The sequence below is a fragment of the Sphaerospermopsis aphanizomenoides BCCUSP55 genome, from assembly GCF_001586785.1.
Taxonomy (GTDB): Bacteria; Cyanobacteriota; Cyanobacteriia; order Cyanobacteriales; family Nostocaceae; genus Sphaerospermopsis_A; species Sphaerospermopsis_A aphanizomenoides_A.
In genome coordinates, this window is record NZ_LUFH02000087.1 from 21,799 (window position 1) to 28,179 (window position 6,381).

At 39.6% G+C, this 6,381-nt stretch carries 5 protein-coding genes; 1 reads left to right on the forward strand and 4 read right to left on the reverse strand.

What is annotated here, in order from left to right; genetic code table 11:
* Positions 1 to 60: 60 nt before the first annotated feature.
* The gene (locus A0J48_RS19835) at positions 61 to 1,569 is read left to right on the forward strand and encodes a UbiD family decarboxylase (RefSeq protein WP_200326120.1); all 1,509 of its coding nucleotides are present in this window, start codon (positions 61 to 63) and stop codon (positions 1,567 to 1,569) included.
* 154 nt (positions 1,570 to 1,723) lie between these two features.
* On the opposite strand, the gene A0J48_RS19840 is transcribed toward A0J48_RS19835, so the two are convergent.
* The 4 genes from A0J48_RS19840 to A0J48_RS19855 all read right to left on the reverse strand — a co-directional run bounded on the left by A0J48_RS19840 (position 1,724) and on the right by A0J48_RS19855 (position 5,898).
* Positions 1,724 to 2,725 carry a hypothetical protein gene (locus tag A0J48_RS19840; RefSeq protein ID WP_200326122.1) on the reverse strand — a complete coding sequence of 334 codons (1,002 nt, stop codon included), beginning with the start codon at positions 2,723 to 2,725 and terminating at the stop codon, positions 1,724 to 1,726.
* A gap of 11 nt (positions 2,726 to 2,736) precedes the next feature.
* Positions 2,737 to 2,982, reverse strand: coding sequence for a hypothetical protein (locus A0J48_RS19845; RefSeq protein ID WP_200326124.1), 246 nt, complete (start codon positions 2,980 to 2,982; stop codon positions 2,737 to 2,739).
* 356 nt (positions 2,983 to 3,338) lie between these two features.
* Positions 3,339 to 5,207, reverse strand: a complete 1,869-nt coding sequence (dnaK, locus tag A0J48_RS19850) for a molecular chaperone DnaK (protein ID WP_200326132.1) — start codon at positions 5,205 to 5,207, stop codon at positions 3,339 to 3,341.
* 196 nt (positions 5,208 to 5,403) lie between these two features.
* Positions 5,404 to 5,898, reverse strand: a complete 495-nt coding sequence (locus tag A0J48_RS19855; RefSeq protein WP_200326134.1) for an Hsp20/alpha crystallin family protein — start codon at positions 5,896 to 5,898, stop codon at positions 5,404 to 5,406.
* Positions 5,899 to 6,381 lie beyond the last annotated feature (483 nt).

Below are 6,381 nucleotides of genomic sequence, written 5' to 3' on the forward strand. Positions count from 1 at the left end.
TACTATTCAAATATCAAGTTAAGATCAAGAAGACTTTACACTTCTTTACTCTTAGGGAACATGGCGCGAGATTTACGGGGATTTATTAAAATTCTAGAAGAAAGAGGACAATTAAAGCGAATTTCTGCTTTAGTTGACCCAGATATGGAAATTGCCGAGATTTCCAACCGAATGCTGCAAAAAGGTGGACCAGGGTTACTGTTTGAAAACGTCAAAGGTGCATCTTTCCCCGTGGCGGTCAATTTAATGGGGACGGTGGAAAGGATATGCTGGGCTATGAATATGGAACACCCAGAAGAATTGGAAACCCTGGGTAAGAAGCTGAGTATGCTTCAGCAACCCAAACCCCCGAAAAAGATTTCTCAAGCGATAGACTTTGGTAAGGTGCTGTTTGATGTTGTCAAAGCCAAACCAGGAAGAGATTTTTTCCCCGCTTGTCAGCAGGTGGTGGTGGAAGGTGATGATTTAGATTTAAATAAGTTACCTTTAATACGTCCTTATCCGGGAGATGCCGGAAAGATAATTACGCTGGGATTGGTAATTACTAGGGATTGCGAGACAGGAACGCCGAATGTGGGTGTGTATCGTCTACAACTGCAATCTCAGAATACCATGACCGTACACTGGTTATCGGTGCGGGGTGGTGCGAGACATTTACGCAAAGCTGCGGAACGTGGTAAAAAATTAGAAGTGGCGATCGCTCTTGGTGTCGATCCTTTAATTATTATGGCAGCAGCCACACCCATTCCTGTAGATTTATCAGAATGGTTATTTGCAGGACTTTATGGCGGTTCGGGAGTACAATTAGCCAAGTGTAAAACCGTAGATTTAGAAGTTCCCGCAGATTCAGAATTTGTCTTAGAAGGAACTATTACCCCAGGGGAAGTTTTACCCGATGGACCTTTTGGCGACCACATGGGATATTATGGCGTTGTGGAAGATTCGCCTTTGGTGCGTTTCCAATGCATGACCCATCGCAAAGACCCAGTTTATCTTACCACATTTAGCGGTCGTCCACCCAAAGAAGAAGCAATGATGGCGATCGCACTCAACCGCATCTATACACCTATTTTACGGCAACAAGTATCAGAAATAGTCGATTTCTTCCTACCCATGGAAGCATTAAGTTACAAAGCAGCGATTATTTCTATTGATAAAGCATACCCCGGACAAGCAAGAAGAGCAGCTTTAGCTTTTTGGAGTGCCTTACCCCAATTCACATATACTAAATTTGTGATTGTTGTTGATAAAGATATCAACATTCGTGATCCGCGTCAAGTTGTCTGGGCAATTAGTTCTAAAGTAGATCCTTCACGGGATGTATTCATATTACCAAATACCCCCTTTGATACCTTAGATTTTGCTAGTGAGAAACTCGGTTTAGGGGGAAGAATGGGCATAGATGCAACCACCAAAATTCCCCCGGAAACTGAACATGAATGGGGCGAACCATTGGAGTCAGATCCTGATATTGCGGCAATGGTAGAAAGACGTTGGCAAGAATATGGTTTAGCAGATTTAAAGTTAGGAGAAGTTGATCCAAATCTGTTTGGTTACGATATGAAATAGGTGACAGGTGACAGGTGACAGGTGACAGGGAAGAAAATTTGAGATTTTAGATTGAAGTTGCTCAAAACAATCCAAAATCCAAAATCCAAAATCCAAAATCCAAAATAAAAAACTCCCTACACCCTACACCCTACACCCTTACACCCCTACACCCCTACACCCTTCTGGATATCATCCTCGCATCCCAAGTATAGAAACCGATTTGGTTAGGAACTCTAGAAAATCTACCTGTGCGATGGCCTCTGGATAATTCATTGAGAACTTTATTTTTTACTTCTCTAGTTTCCTGATCATCAAGTTGTCCATAGATGCCAGTAATGATCTCACTCACACCGAAAACTCGTCCCCGATGCTTCTCTAAAAAAGATGTGAGTGCGTCAATTAAAAATTGACCATCAAATTCTTTGAGCATCGGTACTTCTTTTGTTGGTGATGAGACAAAAGGCTTTTTCTGTTTATTTTTACCACGAGCAGATGAGCCGTTGTGATGATTTGGGGATAACAGACTTAACACCAGAGTATAACAACCTGGTTCATTAGGAATAGCTGACCAATAACCCCTTTCTCTACCTTGGGTAAGAGAAGATTGGACTCTACCTTTGACAATTTTGAAGATAGTGGACTCTAAATCGCCGTAAAGCGATCGCACGATAAAATCTATATGACAAACAGTCCCAGCATATTCGTGCAGTAGCATTTTGAGAGCTTCCATCCGAGTCAAAGATTGATATTGGGGAAGCATGGGAATTTCTGCTCCCTTTGTAAAATGCTCATAACTCTCTAGAGATGTATTTATCTGATGAGAATTTGGGGATTCTGTAGCAGTAGCAACAGCATTTGAACTCTCAAGTTCCCATTTATCTAAGTTTGCCAGTTCTGATTCTAAAGACTCCAACAAGTCTAAATCAGACCTATCATCTGATGATAGAAACAAGTGTGAACCATTTTTATCAGCAGCTTCCAGTTGAGATAGATGTTCATTTTCATGAAGATAAGACCAGTTAGACAACAAAGCTTCCACATGATCCAACTGCGATCGCGCTTCAATAAATAATCGTTGGTATTCTTGTGTAAGACCAGTATAGTAGTCTCGTAATTCCAACAATGGTGTAATAAATACCTCTGAAGGAGGTTGTAATTGCTCTTTTGTCTTCATATTACTTGCAATTAATCTAAATTAATGTCACTTTTGTAAGTCATCGCACGAGGTTTAACTTTTCTAGATTCCGACAATGATTTTTTAGGTGGTTGAGGAGGACGGCAACTTTCACAATATAAAGGTCTAGGTCCAAAAGTTTCCCGTTTTGTAGACTGATTACATTCTTTACAAACAAAATGAAAAACACGAGTGTGAATCAGCCTTTTATGCGCTCTAACTGTATATTCTTTCACATCAATCGTTTTGGTAGCCATAACTAAGAACTGCTCATTTCTGTACTCTTAATATAGCTATTCAAGCAAATGAAACTACATCAGTGTTTGTTTTAGTGTAAATTTTATTCAAATCTATTCAAATCCTTAAAATACTACCAAACACAAGACGTAAATGTTAATTGTCAATGATAAACAGCGAAGCAATATCAACCTTGATGATTGTTTCGCTGTTTATACTTTTCTGACAATGAGCATTCATATTTAGTTAAGTCTTTTTACTTTTTCGTCCCCACCTACTGATAATCTGGATAACTTTTGCTCAATTCATCTTCCTCATGGATGAAATAAAAGGATGAATTTAATCATCCTTCGTAATTTATGATTCATCCTCTTATTTACTTGTTTTCGACAAAATCAGCATCAATCACATCTTCACTGCGATTACTTCCATCGGGACTTCCCGCGTGAGCGTAAACAGCACTGCCAATTTGCATCAAGACTTGCTGTAATTCACTACTTAAAGACTTAATCTGATCAAAATTATCTTGATCAATGGCTTCCCGCAAATTTTTGACTAACTCTTCCACTCGGTTTCTATCGGCTGCACTCACCTTATCACCCAAGTCTCTCACTTGTTTCTCAGCTTGATAAACTAAAGAATCAGCCAAATTTTTGGTATCAATTTGTTCACGTCTTCTTCTGTCTTCCTCCGCGTGAGCTTCAGCATCTCGCACCATTTTTTCCACATCCCGCTTATCGAGAGTGGAAGCACCTGTAATAGAAATGGACTGCTGTTTATTGGTGGCTTTATCTTTAGCTGTAACAGAAAGAATACCGTTAGCGTCAATGTCAAAGGTGACATCTATTTGTGGTACGCCTCTTGGTGCGGGAGGAATACCATCCAGGCGAAAAGTACCCAAACTCTTATTATCTCTAGCTAATTCTCTCTCTCCTTGCAAAACATGAACTTCCACATTAGTTTGACCATCAGCCGCAGTCGAAAAGATTTCTGATTTCTTCACTGGGATAGTAGTATTGCGGCCAATGATTTTCGTCATCACACCACCAAGAGTTTCCACACCCAAAGACAACGGCGTAACATCCAGCAATAAAATGTCTTTAACTTCACCAGACAATACACCTGCTTGAATAGCTGCACCTACCGCCACAACTTCATCTGGGTTGACACCTTGACATGGTTCTTTACCTGTCATTCGTCGTACCAATTCTTGCACAGCCGGAATGCGAGTAGAACCACCAACTAAGACAATTTCATCAAGTTGGGCATTGCTGAGTTTGGCATCTTGCAGTGCTTGTTGGACTGGTTTGCGACAACGGTCGAGGAGGTCGGCTGTCATCTCCTCAAATTTAGCCCTTGTTAATGTCATATCCAAGTGTTTTGGACCTGTTTGAGTAGCGGTAATAAAGGGCAAGTTGATATTAGTTTGAGTGGCGCTAGAAAGCTCAATTTTAGCTTTTTCCGCAGCTTCAGTTAGTCTTTGTAAAGCCTGTTTATCTTTACGTAAATCAATACCTTCATTACTCTGAAACTCATGCGCTAACCAATCAACAATTTTTTTATCAAAGTCATCACCACCTAAATGAGTATCCCCACTGGTAGATTTAACTTCAAACACACCATCCCCAACTTCCAAAATCGAAACATCAAAAGTACCACCACCAAGGTCAAATACTAAGATAGTTTCATTCTCTTTTTTATCAAGACCATAAGCCAGTGCTGCTGCTGTTGGTTCATTGATAATGCGGAGAACTTCTAAACCAGCAATTTTACCTGCATCTTTAGTAGCTTGCCGTTGAGAATCGTTAAAATAAGCAGGAACTGTAATTACTGCTTGAGTAACTTTTTCTCCTAGATATTTACTAGCATCATCAACTAACTTTCTTAGCACTTGGGCAGAAATTTCTTCGGGAGCAAATTGTTTACCTACTGCGCTACAGTTGAGTTTCACATTGCCATTACTATCCCTGAGAGTTCGATAAGAAACTTCCGTGGCTTCATGGGTGATTTCTTCATATTTTCTGCCAATGAAACGTTTCACAGAATAAAATGTATTTTCTGGATTCATGACCGCTTGTCGTCTCGCAATTTGACCAACCAAGCGTTCACCGCTTTTAGTGTAAGCTACCACTGAAGGAGTGATGCGTTGTCCTTCAGAATTTGCGATTACTAATGGTTGCCCCCCTTCCATCACGGCAACACAAGAGTTTGTCGTTCCTAAATCAATTCCTACTACTTTTGCCATATCTTCCCCTTGGGCTTCAGTAGAAATAAACTAATATCTCGTTCCCAGTCTCCGATTGGAAATGTCATGAAGAGACTCTGCCTCTGGTATTATTAAAGGCAGAGCCTTGAGAATTCATTCCCATACAGAGTATAGGAACGAGAAGTTTTTAAGCTTCTTGCTGATGGCTGAATGCTGATAGCTGACAGCTTAAAAATTAACCGAGATTAACTTTGAAAGCTTTTTGTCTTTCTGGTTCAGCTTTCGGCAAATTCAACCGCAAAATACCATCCTTATATTCAGCATGAACTTGTTCATGTTGGACAGTCGAAGGCAATGGTATTACCCGTTGGAATTTACCATAACGGAATTCGGAACGAGTATAACCTTCTCTTTCGGTTGTAGTTTCAGATTTTCTTTCACCAGTAATAGAAACGGCTTCAGGAGTTACTTCCACGTTAATATCTTTTGCTTCTAGTCCTGGTATTTCTAGTTTCAATTTCAATGCATCATCAGTTTCTTCAAGTTCAGCCGCAGGGATAAAAGTCAATCCTCCTCTTTCACCCCCATCAGTAGGTACTATTCTTTCAAACAAGCGATTCATCCGCCTTTGTAGAGTATCCATTTCGCGGAATGGATCCCAGCGTTCGAGTTCGCGGAATGGTTCTAGGCGTTCAATATCCCGGATTGGATCCCAACGAATAAGTGCCATATCTATCTCCTATACAATCCTATATTTGGCTTGCGGAGGCTTAAATTCAAGCTTCACAGATGGCAAACAATACTAGTAATAATTTTTTTAATCTCTCAATGCCTGAAGCTTAATCTTTAGCTTCCTAACTAAACAATAACACTAGTACATGAAGCTAGTAGGTTCGGTTTTATAGCTATAGAAATCGCAATAGCCGTACCTGTTAGTTATTTTCACAATTCTTTACAGGATATTGCTATTAATCATCTCATAAATATATCTAAGGGATAATTGTCAATGTCTTTGATATAGTCATCTTATGAATAAACTGGATTTTTCTAGGGTGTGAGTGATTTAACTAAGGATTTTTCAGTGTTGTTGGAGGGATTGATTAATGAATAGTTTCAAGCAGAAATCCATAGGTACAGAAAGGTTTTTGTAATAGTTTAATTAATGATTGAAACTATTTAAAATATCTTCATATAACGAAGTATCCAAATAAAT

Excerpts from the sequence above, each read along its gene's own strand:
- A0J48_RS19835 (WP_200326120.1), top strand. The coding sequence starts at position 61 with ATGGCGCGAGATTTACGGGGATTTATTAAAATTCTAGAAGAAAGAGGA.
- A0J48_RS19840 (WP_200326122.1), bottom strand. The coding sequence starts at position 2,725 with ATGAAGACAAAAGAGCAATTACAACCTCCTTCAGAGGTATTTATTACA.
- A0J48_RS19845 (WP_200326124.1), bottom strand. The coding sequence starts at position 2,982 with ATGGCTACCAAAACGATTGATGTGAAAGAATATACAGTTAGAGCGCAT.
- dnaK (WP_200326132.1), bottom strand. The coding sequence starts at position 5,207 with ATGGCAAAAGTAGTAGGAATTGATTTAGGAACGACAAACTCTTGTGTT.
- A0J48_RS19855 (WP_200326134.1), bottom strand. The coding sequence starts at position 5,898 with ATGGCACTTATTCGTTGGGATCCAATCCGGGATATTGAACGCCTAGAA.